Origin of the sequence: Streptomyces physcomitrii (assembly GCF_012273655.1) — a bacterium.
GTDB classification, from domain to species: Bacteria; Actinomycetota; Actinomycetes; order Streptomycetales; family Streptomycetaceae; genus Streptomyces; species Streptomyces physcomitrii.
The window spans coordinates 18,950-33,949 of record NZ_JAAWWP010000002.1; the positions used below are offsets into that span (position 1 = coordinate 18,950).

Below are 15,000 nucleotides of genomic sequence, written 5' to 3' on the forward strand. Positions count from 1 at the left end.
CACCGCTTGTGCTCGATACTCATCCGATGTCGACCGACCAGTAGGCGCCGCAACCCGTATCCGGTAACTCGGGAGGCCTGTCTCCGTGCCAGTAGCCGCATTCGCAGTACATCGTCACCTTTCTCAGCTGCGTCTGCCGGGCCCGCCGGAAAAGGCCTTTCGCACCTTGAGGAGTGCCGAACACGAACGTCATCTCGGTGTGGGCCGCGCATTGAGGACACAGTCCCACGACAGTAAGCCCGTCCTCGTCTCGCACCACAGCGAAGCCTGTCTGGAGAGGGAACTCCACTTCGGCAAAGGTGACGCCGTCGTGATCAACCATCGAAAGGCTCTTCGGAGAGGTCCAGGGAGAACAGGCGGGCGTAAACTCGCACTCTTTTCAGAACGTACGCGACTGATTCCCCCGTCGCTTCGGCCGCCCGTGTGAAGTGGTCCGGGCTCACGCGCCCCCTGATTTCTGGCTTTTGTCCGTCCAGATGGACAGTCAACGCAAGTAGATCACGCCAGTACACAATGCCCTCTGGGACCGCGTCGGCAGCGTATACGAGACGCAGACCGAGCGGAGCCATCCGGGTGAGCCGCTGGTGGGTCTCCTGCAGTGACATGCCGAGCCGTCCGGCGATCTGCACCAGACGCAAGGCGTCTACTTCCGTCAGATAGACCTCGTGCATACCGAGAGCGGGTGTTTCTCGAGGGTTTACGAGCAATTCATGGTCGTAAAGATCCGGATGCCAAGCGCTCAACTCCGCGGCGTCTTCATCCGAAAGCTCCGGGAGAGGCGCACCCAGTACTCGATAGGGAGCGACGGTGTTGAGGAACTCACCGACAGTAGAACCGAAGTCGAGGGCACCGGAAATGATCTGCCCGACACCCAGGCTCCAGTTTACTGGCTCCACAGCCCAGCGTGGAGTGATCAAATATTCCTGAAGCAGCCAAGGTTGGAGGCCCTCGGCGCTTTGAGCGATCTCAGGGAGCTGGGCCTCAGGATAAGTCCTGGAGAAACGCTCTCGGGCTTCTCCGATCGATCCAATAATGATTGACGCTAGAGAAACTAGGTCCGGTTCGGTGATCGCCAGGTTCGGGACTGTGAAAGCGACCAGTTCTTCCACCTGGGTCGTCACACCGCGCCGTATATAGCGGCCGGATAATGTCGCCGCCACTGCCAAAGAGGCGGGGCGGTGCAGGAATACTTGTCTGCCTGTCTCAGGATCTATGGTCTGCAGCGCTTGGCCGATGAATCCGACTGTGTCGGCATCGGGCACCAGATCCTCCACACCATTGGTCTCCGGCAGCCGAAGGAGTCCGCACTCTTCCAGCGCCCCGAGTTCCGACCTAACTTCTTGATAGCTCGTTCCAGCCAGTCCAGCGATATGAATCAGCTGGATGGGTGTCAGAGCACTGCCAACCACCTCCAGATGCCGCAGCGCCTCCACCTGCACCTGATTGAGCGACGCCGGGTACAGCTCACGTCCAGCCACACTCACCCCCAGAGGGGAAAATCGTTCGCACATCTCAAGGATCTGCGAGATGTCCCGGCCGAGTTCACCCGCCGCGTGGGCGATATGGGCGGGCTGCAGCGCCCCAGACGTCCAGGGAGGAAAGGTACCGAGTCGAACTGACAGAAGCCTCATTTCGGCCACCGTGCAGATGTGGTCTCCAAGCTGACCGAGTTCTGCACACGGCCCGGCCCATCTTGCGGGCGCTGCCGCGGCCGCCCTGCGCACGACCTCGCGCAGCGGCTGGTCAAGTCGCACGGATGCCTTGACCAGACTCCCAGCAGTGCTTGAAGAAGGCGGCAGACCAGGTGGGGACCAGGCCGCAAGCGCCCCGGCAAGCGCGGCGTCCCCTTCCTTGAATGTCAGGTCGACAGAGGCACAGCGACGAAGATGGCGCAGGTCCAGACCCGTTATTGCAAATTTCCGCAACCGATGGAGAAGTTCCGCAACCGTGTGCTTCTCATGCGCGGTTGCCTCGAGAATATCATCGAGCAGAACGGGACTGTCCTCGCCATATCGGCGACGAAGCCGGGCCAAGAGAGCTCCGTCAATAGGATCGGCCAGGGGAAAACCCTCGACAGAGAGCGCCTGAGGTATGCGACGGGAGTTTCGCTGAGTACTAGACCTTCCCTTCCAGGCACCGGACCGCCAGATCGTGAACCATCGAGGGTAAAGATAGTAGTTTCTGCTCTTTGGGTCGAAGAGTTCCTTGTCCTGGGGAACGCAACCAACTTCCGCCAGTGGAACACTGGCACTCTGACCCCAGCCGCCACCAATCGGTATCTCCACTGCAGCTTCGACGAGATATTCAAAAATACGCTCAGCCACCTCTGCCGAGGAATCAGTAACTTCCCACAACCAGGACAGCGTTAATCCCGGCCATTCGCTCAGGGCAGGCAGCGAGTCATCGACTTTTCCATAAACCCAGTCTTCATGCCAGGTGCGAAGCTTCTTTCGGTCGACGGTGAATTGAGGGCGATGCTCGTCGCGCAGATTAACGATCAACCCGTAAATCTTCTCGTTGGTACGCAGACCATCCGCCGCCAGACCACCCGCGCCCGATACCCACCAAAGGTCACGATCAAATTCGAGCGATTCAGCTGAATCGTCCTGATATCGCAGCTGGCGAGGCTTCCACTCCTCTGGGGCCGAGTCATACTCGGCGGCGACAACCTTGTATTCGGCGATCCATAGCAGTCGGCGAAGCGTCTGCAAAAGGGAGATCTTCTTGTCGGATTCTTCGTCTCCAGTGAGGTAGAGCCTGATTCTTGTTCCACCTTGCAGCATTTCTTCCGACGGAGTCACCTGCATCAGACTGCCACTGCTGGCAATCTGGACTGCAAATCCCTCAGAGGAGGGGATGCCCTGCTGATCCACAGGGCGCGTGTACAGAATAATCTCGTCCGCAATCATGAAATAGCTAAAGACCCCAACGCCGAACTGACTGTTGGAGACCATACGTAGTGGTGGATCGAGTTCCTGCCAGGCGGCGTGTTCAGCGCGGTAGTCCTGCGAGTAGACGAATCTCTCCCCGGCGCGAGAAAAGACGTGCTCCAGCACTTCCCGGGTCATACCGACGCCGTTGTCTTCGCATTCGATGTATTCTCGGTCGCCATCCAAGCCCTGCCGGAATCCGATCTCTCCAGTCCACGGCGCGGGATGCCGCCCTTTCCTCCGTAGCCCTTCGAGACGAGTATCCCGGTATCGGCAGGCATCCAGAGAGTTCTGGTAGAGCTCACGGATCGCAAGTGCGGGGTCATCGTAGAGCTGTCGCCCCATCAGCAGTTCGCGGATCTTGTCTTCGGAGAGCTGGAACCGGGTGAGGGGCACCTCGTACACGGCGATGCCGTCCGGGCCCGGACGGTCGGGCCTCACTCCGTCATGAGTGATCCGGAAGGGCAGTGCGTCGGCGACCAGGCCCAGCCGCCCGAGTTCATGCAGACGGCTCAAGACATGCTGCCCGGCGTTGGCCACGGCCTGAAAGGCATCCTGCTGGGCGGGATGAGTGCAGATCAGTGCCAGATCGAGATCCCCCTTGCGTCTCTGCATACGAAGCAGATCGGCGGCGTCCTTGACCGAGGCAAGAGGGAGCTCAAGGCCGGTGCCGATGTGATCGGCGATCACTGCGGGCAGGCGGCGTGGATCGGCCGCCAGGGTCCCCGCAAGCCACAGAACTCCAGTCCTCCCCCGCCAGTCGTCCGGCAGCGCAGCGAGTCTCTCCACCAGTCGTCCATCGGTCGGCCCTGCGGCAACCGCGCGGATCAACGTCTCTACCAGATGGCGGCACTCACCCTGGCTTAGATCGTCCACAGTCCCGCGGATCAGGTACGCCCCTCGATCAGCACAAGCCTGTGATCGCTGGAGCTTCCACAGACCAACGAAGCCATCAAGCCAGCGGTGGACCAGCCACATGGCGAGGGTCTCCGCGGCTTCCGTCTCGTGTCGTCGGGTCAGTCCCTCGACCCGACGGGTCACCTGGGGGTACATCTCGTGGGTGAGCTCAAGGTCTGTACGGTGTCCCCGCTCGTAGCAACGCTTGAAGTCACCTGGCCGGATCACAGCGGCCTTTCGCACTCCTTCCGCGAGAACCGCTTCACGCATGAAGGGTGCTGCAATCATCACGGCTGCCTCTGCCGGCAGGATCGGGGGGCCCTCGGTGAGGATTTCCGCGGTGAAGTCGATGGTTCTGGCCGGATAGTTCGGGTCAAACCAGTGGTCGGTCATCCCCGTCTTCTCACGGAGCAGGTTAGAGACCTCCAGATGTGCGCGCGCACAGTCCTCCGCGATCCCCGTCACATGTGCCCGTATCTCATCCGTGATTCCGGAGGTCAGGGCCCAGAGACGGTTGTCCGCGGCGACGCGGCGCCACGCGGAAACGAGTTCGTCACCCTCACAGATCACCTGGTCCGCGGCATCCCGCAACATCGTCACCGGGTAGGCATTCGGAACCTGGGAGCGGTCGTCTCCTCTCCCCGTAGTCCTACGCATTTCCTTGGTGACCTCATGGAGTACCGCGGACAGTGTGCGCGCCGGGTGGCGGCGGTCGAGCACCCGGGCGAGTGTTCTCGTGAACACGCTGCCGTCCTCGCCGTAGTGGCAGACCTGCCCGGGTGCGCATCCCGCCACCATCACCTGCGAGCCCCCCGCCGGATAGTGGAGCACACCTCCGCCACCGCCCTCCGAAGGAAGGCCGGCCGGGGAGTCTCGGCACGCATCGACGAAGAACACCACGAGTTTCGCCCGGCAGTGGCTCAAGTCGGGAATCACAGGAACAAGACTGTCCAGGACGAGCTCCCCGCCCTCGCGGAAGCCATCGCTGGGAACCAGGTAGTCGACACCGTCGATACTAACGCCGTGTCCAGAGAAGTAGAGGAGCAGCACACTGCCCTCCGGGGCTCCAGCACAGGCCTTCCTTATGGCAGCCCGAATGCGGTTTCCGCTCGGATCCAGCGTGTCCTCACCGATCGAATCGATCGAGTAGGAAGACAGTGTCAGTGCCGACCGCATCTTCTCGAGGTCGTTCCTCACCACCTGCGAGATGGGGGAAAATGTCGTGTCATCACATTGCGGCACACCGATGAGTAGCGCTTGACGTTGCGTCACCGGCCTATGGTACGGAAGGTGCACGACGGTCGGCAGCCGATCTACTCAACCAGCTGCTGCTCTCAGCAGCGCGGTCGCCTACGCCGGGCGATGCGGATCCTGCCCAGGACGCCGCAGTTCTTCAGGCCAGCGAATCCATGCTCGCCCAATGCTCGGACGGACCGCCACTAGCTGTTGAACAGCTTCTGCCCTCGTGTCAGAGGCCGTTCTCGGCGGCCTTGCAGGCGTTAATCGCCGCCAGGTCGGCGCCGGGATCAATGTCGTCGAGCCCGAAGAATCTAAGGTCGGCGATCGCGCCGAGCCCGGCCGCCCGCCACTTCTGCGTGAGCTTGTCGTGACGGCAAGCGGTGATCTCCGAGGTCGGACTGTGGAGACCCAGACCAATCGGCCCTGTTCCCGGCAGAGATCGACCTCGACAAGATCTGACCCACGCGCTGCTCAGCAGCCAACCGCGCGTGGGCAGACGGCCCGACACAGGGCGGCATAGCCGGATCAAGCGGCTCGCCGCACGGTTCTGACCAGGGGAAACAGTACTGCGCGGCAGCGCCAGGCATCCCCCGGCAAGGATTTCGGTCCCACTCCTGCAGCGGGTGTTGGGAGTTGAATTCGGCCGGGGGTTCGAGAGGCAGTGGGCTTGAACCCTGCTGTCCGAGGGGCAGTTCAGCCGGATCGCCCGCCGCTGGTGCCCCTGGTACTCCAAGTGCTCTGCTCGAAAGCGTCCACCGAGAGGACGGCACCGCGAGAGACCTGGTGCGCCTACGTTCCCGAGGGTCTCGCGCGGCCGACGCCAGCTGGAATAGCCGTGGAGCAAGCCAGAAGGCTGCCCGATGGGCTCAGTGGAAGCAGGCTCAGTGCAAGCAGAGGCAGAACGGGTGGCCGGCCGGGTCTGCGTAGACGCGCCAGTTGGCCTCCGGGCGGAGCTGGTCCGTGCGCTCCAGCACGGTCGCGCCGAGCGCGAGCGCTCGCTGCTCCTCTCCGTCGAGGTCGTCCACGTCGAAGTCCAGGTGGAGTTGCTGGGGGCGCTCCTGGCCCGGCCATGCGGGCGGTCGGTAGCCGTCCACCCGCTGGCAGGCCAGCGGTGTGCCTTCGAAGCCGTGCACCTCGATCCAGTCGGGGTCCTCCGGGTCGGTGACCACCCGGCCGCCGAGCAACTCCGCGTAGAACTCGGCGAGTTGCACCGCATCGGCACAGTCCAGGGCGACCGCCTGCAGCTTACGGATCACTTCCGCCACCTCTCGTTTCGCTCCGCGACCGCTTCCGCCGCCGCCCGGCCGGGGCACTCGGCCTCCGGCTCACCGACCGGAGCGGGCACAGCCGCCGTGGCACGCGCGGAAGACGCGCTCCCGCAACTTACCCGGCCGGCAGACACCGCTCGCTCCGGGGCGCGCGTGGGGCCCACCCGGACATCGCCCTGGCCCTCCGCCATGTTCTGGTCGGCGTTCTCGAGGGCACCGGCCGCATCGGCGATCTGCGCCCTGCGTGGGAGGGGTGGACCTGGAGGTCCCTGCCGCCACCCCTCCCCGCCCCACCCCTCAGTCGTGCTGCGGGAACCCCAGGTCCACTCCCCGGGCGCCCTCCGACGGGTCGCCCCAGCGTGAGGTGACGACCTTGCCGCGGGTGTAGAAGTGGGGCCCGTCGTTGCCGTAGATGTGGTGGTCGCCGAAGAGGGAGTCCTTCCAGCCGCCGAAGGAGTGGTAGCCGACGGGGACCGGGATGGGGACGTTCACGCCGACCATGCCGGCCTGGACCTCCAGTTGGAAGCGGCGGGCGGCGGCGCCGTCGCGGGTGAAGATGGCGGTGCCGTTGCCGTAGGGCGAGGAGTTGATGAGGGCGAGGCCCTCCTCGTAGGTCTCGGCGCGCAGGACGCACAGGACGGGGCCGAAGATCTCGTCGCGGTAGGCGTCGGCGGTGACCGGGACCCGGTCGAGCAGGGAGAGGCCGAGCCAGTGGCCGTCCTCGTGCCCCTCGACGGTGAACCCGGTGCCGTCCAGGGCGACTTCGCAGCCCTGGGCCTCGGCGCCCCGTACGTAGGAGGCGACCTTGTCGCGGTGGGCGGCGGTGATCAGCGGGCCCATCTCGGAGGCGGGGTCGGTGCCGGGGCCGATGCGGACCTTGGCGGCGCGCTCCTTGATCTTCTCGACCAGGGCGTCGCCGCTGGTGCCGACCGCGACCACGGCGGAGACGGCCATGCAGCGCTCGCCCGCGGAGCCGTAGGCGGCGGAGACGGCGGCGTCGGCGGCCGCGTCGAGGTCCGCGTCCGGCAGCACCATCATGTGGTTCTTGGCGCCGCCGAGGGCCTGGACTCGCTTGCCGTGGGCGGTGGCCGTGGCGTGCAGATGGCGGGCGACCGGGGTGGAGCCGACGAAGGAGACGGCGGCGATGTCGGGGTGTTCCAGGAGGCGTTCGACGGCCACCCGGTCGCCCTGGACGACGTTGAACACGCCCTGCGGCAGGCCCGCTTCGGCGAGGAGTTCGGCGAGCAGCAGGGAGGAGGAGGGGTCCTTCTCGCTGGGCTTGAGGACGAAGGTGTTCCCGCAGGCGATCGCGAGCGGGAACATCCACAGCGGCACCATCGCCGGGAAGTTGAAGGGCGTGATGCCCGCGACCACGCCGAGCGGCTGGCGGATCGCGGCGACGTCCACGCCGCTGGAGACCTGGGTGGAGAGTTCGCCCTTGAGCTGCTGGGCGATGCCGCAGGCGAGTTCGACGACCTCCAGGCCGCGGGCGACCTCGCCGAGGGCGTCGCTGTGCACCTTGCCGTGCTCGGCGGTGATCAGCGCGGCGATCTCCGCGCGGTGCTGGTGCAGGAGCGCGCGGTAGGCGAAGAGTACGGAGGTGCGCTGGGCGAGGGAGGAGCCGCCCCAGGCGGGGAAGGCCTCCTTGGCGGCGGCCACCGCGGTGTCCACCTCGGCGGTGTCGGCGAAGGCGACCTGCCGGGTGACCCGGCCGGTCGCCGGGTCGGTGACGGGGCCCGAACGCCCGGAGGCGGACGGGGCGTGCTTGCCGCCGATCCAGTGGCCGACCACCGGGGTACTGATGGGCCCGGCCGCCGGGGTGCTCGTCTCGGTCATGGGGCTGCTCTCCTTCGGCTCGCTTCGGTCCATGGGTACCGCACCGCTCCCCGCGGGCGCCATCGGTTCGCCGCGACCGCCGCTCTTGACTTCCGGCGCGCCGGGGAGGCGGGTTCGTCGCCGGTCACAGGTGCCGCCGCCGCCGGGCCGCCGCGCGCTCGTACTCCGCGCGGGCGGCCACCGCCTCGGGGCGCCCCGAGGTCCCGGCCACCGGTACGTCCCACCAGGCCTGCGCGGGCGGGGCGGCGCCGGGTCCCTCGGCGGGCGCGGGGGCGGTCTCCACGTACACGCAGACGGGGCCGGTGGCGGCGCGGGCCTCGGCGAGGGCCTGGTGCAGGGCGGTGACGGTGGGGGCGCGCAGGACGCGCAGGCCGAGGCTCTCCGCGTTGGCCGCGAGGTCGACGGGCAGGGGTTCGCCGGTGTAGGTGCCGTCGGCGGCGCGGTAGCGGTAGGCGGTGCCGAAGCCCTCGGCGCCGACCGTGCGGGAGAGGCCGCCGATGGAGGCGTAGCCGTGGTTCTGCAGGAGAACCACCTTAAGGGGCAGGCCCAGTTGGACGGCGGTGACCAGTTCGGTGGGCATCATCAGATACGTGCCGTCGCCGACCAGGGCCCACACCGGGCGCCCGGGGGCGGCGAGTTGGACCCCGATCGCGGCGGGGATCTCGTAGCCCATGCAGGAGTAGCCGTACTCGACGTGGTACTGGTCCCTGGACCGCGTACGCCAGAGTTTGTGCAGGTCGCCGGGGAGGGAGCCGGCCGCGTTGAGGAGGATGTCCTCGGGGCCGACGAGCGCGTCGAGGGCGCCGAGGACCTGGGCCTGGGTGGGGGCGGCCCCGGGGTCGGGGGCGGCGTAGGCCTCGTCCACGCGCCGCTCCCAGTCGCGGGTGGCGCGGGTCCAGGAGCGGACGTACTCGGGGTCGGGTCCGGTGCCCTCGCCGCGCAGGCGCTCGGTGAGCGCTTCGAGTGCGGTGCGCGCGTCGGCGGTCAGCGCGGTGCCCGCCATCTTGTGGCCGTCGAAGGGGGCGATGTTGAGGTTGAGGAAGCGGACGGCGGGGTGCGCGAAGAGGGTGCCGGAGGCGGTGGTGAAGTCGCTCCAGCGGGTGCCGACGCCGATCAACAGGTCTGCTTCGCGGGCGAGTTCGTTGGCCGGGGCAGTGCCGGTGTGGCCGATGCCGCCGACCGCGCAGGGGTGGTCGTACGGCAGTGCGCCCTTGCCTGCCTGGGTGGCGGCGACGGGGATGCCGTTCTGCTCGGCGAAGACGGCGAGCGCCTGCTCGGCGGCGCTGTGCCGCACGCCGCCGCCCGCCACGATCAGCGGCCGCCGGGCGGCGCGCAACTGCCGTACGGCCGCGTCGAGTTCGGCGGGGTCGGGGGCGGGGCGGCGGACCGGCCAGACGCGTTCGGCGAGGAAGTCCAGGGGCCAGTCGAAGACTTCGGCCTGGACGTCCTGGGGCAGGGCGAGGGTGACCGCGCCGGTGTCGGCCGGGTCGGTGAGCGTGCGCATCGCGGCGAGCGCGGCGGGGATCAGCGCCTCGGGGCGGGTGATCCGGTCGAAGTAGCGGGAGACGGGCCGCAGGCAGTCGTTGACGGACACATCGCCCGCGTAAGGGACTTCGAGCTGCTGGAGCACCGGGTCGGCGGGCCGGGTGGCGAAGGTGTCGCCCGGGAGCAGCAGTACCGGCAGCCGGTTGATGGTGGCCAGGGCCGCGCCGGTGACCAGGTTGGTGGCGCCGGGGCCGATGGAGGTGGTGACCGCGTGGGTGCTCAGCCGGTCGGACTGGCGGGCGTGACCGACGGCCGCGTGCACCATCGCCTGTTCGTTGCGGCCCTGGTGGAAGGGCATCAACTCGGCGTATTCGACGAGGGCTTGGCCGAGTCCGGCGACGTTGCCGTGGCCGAAGATGCCCCAGGTGGCGCCGATCAGTCGCCGGCGTTCGCCGTCGCGTTCGGTGAACTGCGCCGCCAGGAAGGCGAGCAGGGCCTGTGCGACGGTCAGTTGGCGGGTGCCGGTCACCGGTAGCCCTCCTGGTGGTCGGGGTGGAAGCTGATGCGCCAGGCGCGTTCGGCGCCGGGGCCGGCCATGACGTTGAGGTAGTACATCGGGTGGCCGGGCGCGGCGATGGACGGACCGTGCCAGCCGTCCGGCACCAACACCGCGTCCCCGTCCCGGACTTCGGCGAGCAGCTCGCTGCCGCCGGGGCGGGAGGGGGAGATCCGCTGGTAGCCGAGTCCGTGCGGCCCCGCGATCGCGAAGTAGTAGATCTCCTCCAGGCGGGTCTCGGTCCCGGGCCGCTCCTCGTCGTGCTTGTGCGGCGGGTACGAGGACCAGTTGCCGCCGGGGGTGAGCACCTCGACGGCGATCAGCCGGTCGCAGTCGAAGACCCCGGCGGCGGCGAAGTTGCGTACCAGGCGGGCGCAGTTGCCGCTGCCGCGCTCCTCCACCGGGACGTCCTCGCGGGGCCCGTAGCGGGCGGGCAGCCGCCGTTCGCAGCGCGCGCCGGTCAGCGCGAAGCGGCCGCCCGCGGCACTGGCGATCCGTACCCCGGCGTCCCTGGGGACGTACGCGAAGTCGCTCGGACCGGCGAACACGTCGGTCCTGCCGAGGAGTTGGAAGGTCTCCTCGCCGGGTGGGCAAGGCTCCTCCGGTCCGCGGGGGCGAGTCTCCGGCCCGCGGGCACGGGTCTCCTCCCCGGCGCCGCCGGACCGGACCCCGACCGTGCAGGCGCCCGCGAGGGGCAGCACGATCCACTCGCTGTCCCCGGTCGCGAAGGTGTGCTCCGCGCCCGGGGCGAGGTCCAGCACCCGCAGGGCGGAGAACTCCCAGCCCGCCCGCGCGGGATCGATGTGCAGCTCGTAGGGGCCCGCGGCGGCGCTGCCGCGCGGCAGATGCAGACCGGTGTCGGTCATCGGCTCCTCCGGTGCTCGGGCGGGGCCGCCTGGGCGGGCGCCCGGCACCCACGGCGGCCTGCGGTCTCGTTCATGGCCCACTCCTACCCGTCCCGTCCCGCGTCACAGCAGCCCCACCGCCGTGTCGACGGCACCCGCCACATCTCCGTCCGCCGGAAAGAGCAGCGCGCGCCCGGCCACCAGCCCCTGCACGGTCGGCAGCCGCAGCGCCTGGCGCCAGCGCTCGTAGACCTGGTCCTGCTTGCCGTCGCCGAGGTCGCCGCCGAGCAGCACGGTCGGCAGGGTGACGGCGGCGAGGGCCCCGGCCATCTCCTCGGGGTGCTCGGTGACCGGCATCTTCAGCCAGGTGTACGCGGAGGTGCCGCCGAGCCCGGCGGCGACGGCGGCCGAGGTGGCGATCGCCCGACCGCTCAACTCGGCGCGAAGTACGCCCCGTTGGCGGCGGACCAGGAAGGGTTCCACGAACAGGGGCAGCCGCCGGGCGGCCATCTCATCGACGGTGCGGGCCGCGGTGTGCAGGGTGTCGAGCGAGCCGGGGTCCTCCAGGTCGAGGCGGAGCAGCAGCTTCCCGGCGTCGAAGCGGAGCCGGGTGAGGTCCTCGGGGCGGTGGCCGGTGAAGCGGTCGTCGAGTTCGAAGCGGGCGCCGAGCAGTCCGCCCCGGTTCATCGAGCCCATGACGACCTTCCCCTCCAGGGCGCCCAGGAGCAGCAGGTCGTCCAGGATGTCCGCGCTGGCCAGCACCCCGTCCACCCCGGGCCGGGACAGGGCCAGGCACAGGCGGGCGAGGAGTTCCCCCCGGTCGGCGAGCGCCATCGGCCGGTCCCCCACCGCGAGCATGCCGCGGGCGGGGTGGTCGGCGGCGATGATCAGGAGGCGGGCGGGGGCGCTCGCGTCCACGGGGCGGGTGCGGGGGGTCGCGCCGGGGGCGGGCGGGGCGCCGGGGGGCGATGAGGTGCCAGGGGCGTGGTCGGGCCGGGCGCCGGGCTTCAGGGGGACACCGGAATCCGTCGATGTGCCGGGAGCCGGGGATGCCCCGGGATCCGGCGGCTCGCCGGGCCTCGGAGGCGCGGCGGGGGGCGCACTCGGGCGCGGGGGCACGGCCGGGGCGGCCGCCGGGGTGGCGGGCGCGGCGGACCCCGGGGCCGCGCTCGGCCTCGGCGGTTCCGCGGCGGCCGGGTCGGCGAGGAGCGGACGGCGGCTGCGCCGGGCCGCCGCCTCGGCTATCGCCTCCGGGTGGCGGGCCCGGATCCGGGCGAGGGCGCGTACGTCGATGTCCTCCGCCCCGGTCGGCACCGCACCGGCGCTCATCGCACGGCTCCGCTTGCCGGCGCTCATCGCACCGCTCCGCTCGCCGGCGCACCGGACGCCGCGCCCGCCGCCGGCCCGGCCCGCGTCCCGGCCCGCACCGCCGCCCTCATCGCACCGCTCCGCTCGCGAGCGCGGCCGCCACCTCGTCCGGGCGGGGCATCGCCGAGGAGCACTCCAGCCTGCCCGCGACGATGGCCCCGGCGGCGTTGGCGTACCGCATGAGGTACTCCAGGTCCCAGCCCGCGAGGAGGCCGTGGGCCAGGGCGCCCCCGAAGGCGTCCCCCGCGCCGAGCCCGTTGACCACCTCGACCGGCAGCGGCGGCACCTCGGCGCGGGTGCCGTCGGCGTGCAGGGCGAGGACGCCCTTGGGGCCCTGCTTGACCACCGCCAGTTCGACGCCGCGGGCGAGCAGGGCGCGGGCGGCGGCCTCCGGTTCGCGTTCGCCGGTGGCGACCTCGGCCTCGTCCAGGTTGCCGACGGCCACGGTCGCGTGGCGCAGCGCCTCGGCGTAGGCGGCGGTGGGATCCCCGCGCCAGAACATGGGCCGCCAGTCGAGGTCGAAGACGGTGGTGCCGCGCCTGCCGCGGTGGGCGAGGGCGGCGAGCGTCGCGGATCTGCTCGGCTCCTCGCACAGCCCGGTACCGGTCATCCAGAAGATCCGCGCGGCGGCCACCGCGCCCAAGTCCAGTTCCTCCGGGCGGATTTCGAGGTCCGGCGCCTTGGGCTGGCGGTAGAAGTAGAGCGGGAAGTCGTCCGGCGGGAAGATCTCGCAGAAGGTGACGGGCGTGGCCGCCCCGGGGACCTCGGTGACCCAGCGGTCGTCCACCCCGAACCCGGTGAGCGCCTGGTGCACATAGCGGCCGAAGGGGTCGGCGCCGGTGCGGGTGATGACGGCGCTGCGGCGGCCGAGCCGGGCCGCGGCGACGGCCACATTGGTGGGCGAGCCGCCGAGGAACTTGCCGAAGCTGCTCACCTCGGACAGCGGCACCCCGCTCTGGAGCGGGTAGAGGTCCACGCCCACCCGGCCGATGGTCAGGAGGTCGAGGGGGGCGTGGGCAGAGGTGACCACGGCTCCGTCCGGGTCCCGGTCGGGGGTTTGGTCGGCGTCCCGGTCGGGGGCCCGGTCGGGATCCCCGGGCGCCGCGTCCCCGCCCCCGGGGCCCGCGGCCTCCTCGCCCGCCCCGGATCCCCTGCCGTGCTCGCGCCCCTGGCTCACTCCCGCACTCCCCTTCCGGTTCCCGCTGCCGTGCCCGTTCCCGGTCCCGTCTCTGTTCGTCGCCGTTCCCGTTCCCGTGCTCGTCCCTGGTCGTTCCTGTTGCCGTTCCGCCGGACGATCCGGACGTGCCGTACGCCCCGTACCGCCTCGGCGTCTCGCCTCGGCCGTCCGCTCTCGTCCCACCCGCCCGTCGTCGACCCACTCGCTGTGCACCCCGCCGGAACGCGTACCGCAGCCTCCACCAAAGCACGCCGCCGCACGGGTGTCCTGTCTCCCGTCACACCGGTCTCCTCCGTCACCCGCCGGGTGCCGTGCCAAGCGCCCCGTCCGCGCCCGCCCGCGCCCCGGTCCGGGGCGGCAGGCGCGCTTGACACCCCGCTCGGCGGACGGTGACTCTGGCGGGCATGACGACGCTGTCGCGGATCCGGATCGGTTCGGCCCCCGACTCCTGGGGGGTGTGGTTCCCGGACGACCCCCGGCAGGTGGACTGGCGGCGCTTCCTCGACGAGGTGGCGGCCAGCGGCTACGAGTGGATCGAGCTGGGCCCGTACGGCTATCTGCCGACCGATCCCGTACAGCTCGCCGAGGAGACCGGGAGCCGGGGCCTGAAGGTCTCGGCCGGGACCGTCTTCGCGGGGCTGCACCGCGGGCCCGGGGTCTGGGAGTCGACCTGGGAGCACGTCTCGTCCGTGGCGGCGCTGGCGCAGGCCTCCGGGGCCGGGCACCTGGTCCTCATCCCCTCCTTCTGGCGCGACGACAAGACGGGCGCCGTCCTGGAGGACCGCGAGCTGAGTGCCGAGCAGTGGCGCACCCTGGCCGCGGGCACCGAGCGGCTGGCCCGCGAGGTCCGCGACCGCTACGGGCTGCGCACGGTGGTGCACCCGCACGCCGACACCCATGTGGACACCGAGGAGCACGTCACCCGGCTCCTCGACGCGACCGACCCGGACCTGGTCTCGCTCTGCCTGGACACCGGCCACTACGCCTACTGCGGGGGCGACAGCGTGCGCCTGATCGAGACCTACGGGGAGCGCATCGGCTATCTGCACCTCAAGCAGGTGGACCCGGCGGTCCTCGCCCAAGTGCACGCCGAGGACCTGCCGTTCGGGCCCGCGGTGGGCCGCGGGGTGATGTGCGAGCCGCCCGCGGGCGTGCCCGCGCTCGAACCCGTGCTGCAGGCCGCGCAGTCCCTGGACGTGGACCTCTTCGCCATCGTCGAGCAGGACATGTACCCCTGCGAACCGGACCGTCCGCAGCCGATCGCCCGCCGCACCCGGGAGTTCCTGCGCAGCTGCGGGGCCTGAGCGGGAGCGGCGCCGCCAACTCCCGCCCGTACGCGGGCGGATCGCCGGACCGTACGGGCCGCCGGCCCATGCGTCACCTCTGTCACAAATAGCCG

10 protein-coding genes are annotated in these 15,000 nt (G+C 69.9%); 1 reads left to right on the top strand and 9 read right to left on the bottom strand.

Features of this window, described 5'->3' with window-relative positions:
* Positions 1-19 precede the first annotated feature (19 nt).
* The 9 genes from HFV08_RS03320 to iolC form a co-directional block, all read right to left on the bottom strand.
* Positions 20-322 carry a hypothetical protein gene (locus HFV08_RS03320; RefSeq protein WP_168535720.1) on the bottom strand — a complete coding sequence of 101 codons (303 nt, stop codon included), beginning with the start codon at positions 320-322 and terminating at the stop codon, positions 20-22.
* Entirely contained in the window at positions 315-5,099 is a 4,785-nt protein-coding gene (locus HFV08_RS03325; RefSeq protein ID WP_168535722.1) for a wHTH domain-containing protein, read from the bottom strand. Before HFV08_RS03325 ends, HFV08_RS03320 begins: the two co-directional genes overlap by 8 nt.
* A 196-nt stretch (positions 5,100-5,295) precedes the next feature.
* Positions 5,296-5,574 (bottom strand): hypothetical protein, encoded by a 279-nt coding sequence (locus HFV08_RS03330; RefSeq protein ID WP_168535724.1) that lies wholly within the window; start codon positions 5,572-5,574, stop codon positions 5,296-5,298.
* 373 nt (positions 5,575-5,947) lie between these two features.
* Positions 5,948-6,322, bottom strand: coding sequence for a VOC family protein (locus HFV08_RS03335; RefSeq protein WP_168535726.1), 375 nt, complete (start codon positions 6,320-6,322; stop codon positions 5,948-5,950).
* Positions 6,323-6,631: 309 nt separating this feature from the next.
* Positions 6,632-8,170 (bottom strand): CoA-acylating methylmalonate-semialdehyde dehydrogenase, encoded by a 1,539-nt coding sequence (locus tag HFV08_RS03340; protein ID WP_168535728.1) that lies wholly within the window; start codon positions 8,168-8,170, stop codon positions 6,632-6,634.
* A gap of 124 nt (positions 8,171-8,294) precedes the next feature.
* Positions 8,295-10,184 (bottom strand): 3D-(3,5/4)-trihydroxycyclohexane-1,2-dione acylhydrolase (decyclizing), encoded by a 1,890-nt coding sequence (iolD, locus tag HFV08_RS03345; RefSeq protein ID WP_168535730.1) that lies wholly within the window; start codon positions 10,182-10,184, stop codon positions 8,295-8,297.
* The gene (gene iolB, locus HFV08_RS03350; RefSeq protein ID WP_168535732.1) at positions 10,181-11,077 is read right to left on the bottom strand and encodes a 5-deoxy-glucuronate isomerase; all 897 of its coding nucleotides are present in this window, start codon (positions 11,075-11,077) and stop codon (positions 10,181-10,183) included. Before iolB ends, iolD begins: the two co-directional genes overlap by 4 nt.
* 102 nt (positions 11,078-11,179) lie before the next feature.
* Complete coding sequence (locus HFV08_RS03355; RefSeq protein WP_246341513.1) at positions 11,180-12,067, bottom strand: Cgl0159 family (beta/alpha)8-fold protein; 888 nt, start codon at positions 12,065-12,067, stop codon at positions 11,180-11,182.
* Positions 12,068-12,491: 424 nt separating this feature from the next.
* Positions 12,492-13,454 carry a 5-dehydro-2-deoxygluconokinase gene (iolC, locus tag HFV08_RS03360; RefSeq protein ID WP_168536503.1) on the bottom strand — a complete coding sequence of 321 codons (963 nt, stop codon included), beginning with the start codon at positions 13,452-13,454 and terminating at the stop codon, positions 12,492-12,494.
* A 551-nt stretch (positions 13,455-14,005) separates the two neighbouring features.
* On the opposite strand from iolC, the gene HFV08_RS03365 reads away from it, so the two are divergent.
* On the top strand, positions 14,006-14,905 hold the full coding sequence (locus tag HFV08_RS03365) for a sugar phosphate isomerase/epimerase family protein (protein ID WP_168535734.1): 900 nt from the start codon (positions 14,006-14,008) through the stop codon (positions 14,903-14,905).
* Positions 14,906-15,000: the final 95 nt, after the last annotated feature.

What these genes read in the sequence shown, in the direction of transcription:
- iolB (WP_168535732.1), bottom strand. Translation starts at nt 11,077, where the DNA reads ATGACCGACACCGGTCTGCATCTGCCGCGCGGCAGCGCCGCCGCGGGC.
- HFV08_RS03340 (WP_168535728.1), bottom strand. Translation starts at nt 8,170, where the DNA reads ATGACCGAGACGAGCACCCCGGCGGCCGGGCCCATCAGTACCCCGGTG.
- HFV08_RS03320 (WP_168535720.1), bottom strand. Translation starts at nt 322, where the DNA reads ATGGTTGATCACGACGGCGTCACCTTTGCCGAAGTGGAGTTCCCTCTC.
- HFV08_RS03365 (WP_168535734.1), top strand. Translation starts at nt 14,006, where the DNA reads ATGACGACGCTGTCGCGGATCCGGATCGGTTCGGCCCCCGACTCCTGG.